Raw genomic sequence first — 1,325 nt, 5'->3', positions numbered from 1 at the left:
CTGAGGGATCCCCACGAATTTAAAGCTCATAGTATCAGCTCTTTTCCAATTTGATCACAGCCCAATCCAGCTCGGCAACCCAGAGCATGATTTGCTCTATGGCAGCGGCTATCTGTGCAGCACTTAGCCTGAGCCGCTCGAACTTACATTGCCGCATGCCCAGATAATTGAAGGATAGCACCCGCCTGTCTCGCACCGTGTTAGCTTGAAACTGCCGGTGTAGGCCCGCCATCTCTGTAGCAACACCTAGCATGTAATGCAGCCAGTTTGCCAGAGCCGCCAGTAAAATAAGGAGCTCCAAACGCGTTGGCTCCGTGGTGCCATGCGCATTGCTACCCAGCCCATAAGTACCGCTTTTCTGGTCTCGGAAGCTGGCTTCGATTTGCATGCGCTTGCCGTAGCAAGTTGCGATTTTATCGGCATAGTTTAGGCACTTTGGCAGGGACGAAACCAGCAGCCAGGGCTCTTTGTATTTGCGCTTTTTATCCCGCTTCCTGAGTTTCCATCCGGTGCCGACCAGCACCGCCTGAGCTTGATAGCGCTTGGCTTTGGTGAGCTCAATGCGCCCCAGGTGATTCGGATTGCAGCGGGCTTTTTTGTACAGCTCCTGCACACTGATAAATTCATCGTGCTCTGGCAATTTCACATGCTGATTGCCGCGAACCCGGCCGATGAAGTGCCAACCGCTCTTGCGTACTTCTTTGAACCACGGGACTTTAAAGCCTGCATCAGTGACAATCACTGGCTTGCAGTCGTCAGGAAGCATGAGTTTCAGGCGCTTCAGGAACTGACTGTGTACCCGTGGACTGTTGTAATCATCGGTGGGTGCGACCATTTGCAGCAAGGTCAGTGAGCGACCTTCCAAGGCAAGGCTGGCTCTTAAAATGTGATTCTGCTTCTTGGTATCGGCATTGCTCCAATCCACCAGGATGATAGGGTGCTTGCTGTTTGCCAGAATGGCTCTGGTCATCAATGCATAGATGCAAGGCATTTCAGCCAGGAGCTTGTTGTTGCTGAGCAGCCGGTCTGCCCGTTTGATGCTGTGTTTTTCGCACGTATCGCTGTCAATGCCCCGGCCAATGGCGGTGACCGTACAGCGCTGATGCTGCAACAGACTTTGCGTTGCTGAAAATAGTGATGAAAATCTGGTCTTATGCATCCTTTCAGGGGTGACAAAAGAGAGAAAATGGGCGAGCATAGTTTTCACATTCATGGCTGGTAGTGACTTGAAATTTTTGGCGAAAGATCAGATCGTGAACGGCCATGAATGTTCCCTTCTCGCCTAACTTTTTGTTTTAACTAGCCCATTTGTGGGGATACCTCAG

Annotated in this window: 1 protein-coding gene; it reads right to left on the bottom strand. The window is 51.2% G+C overall.

All coding sequences use genetic code 11. From position 1 onward, the window contains the following. Positions 1 to 34: 34 nt before the first annotated feature. Positions 35 to 1,213, bottom strand: coding sequence for an IS4 family transposase (locus Q3O60_RS17565; RefSeq protein WP_305895225.1), 1,179 nt, complete (start codon positions 1,211 to 1,213; stop codon positions 35 to 37). Positions 1,214 to 1,325 lie beyond the last annotated feature (112 nt).

The sequence above is a fragment of the Alkalimonas collagenimarina genome, assembly GCF_030717845.1.
Taxonomy (GTDB): domain Bacteria; phylum Pseudomonadota; class Gammaproteobacteria; order Enterobacterales; family Alteromonadaceae; genus Alkalimonas; species Alkalimonas collagenimarina.
The sequence above is the reverse complement of the archived record's forward strand: the minus strand, read 5'-3'. Positions and strand labels throughout refer to the sequence as shown.

Bases quoted from the DNA above. Each gene is read 5' to 3' on its own strand.
- Q3O60_RS17565 (WP_305895225.1), bottom strand. From the start codon at position 1,213: ATGAATGTGAAAACTATGCTCGCCCATTTTCTCTCTTTTGTCACCCCT.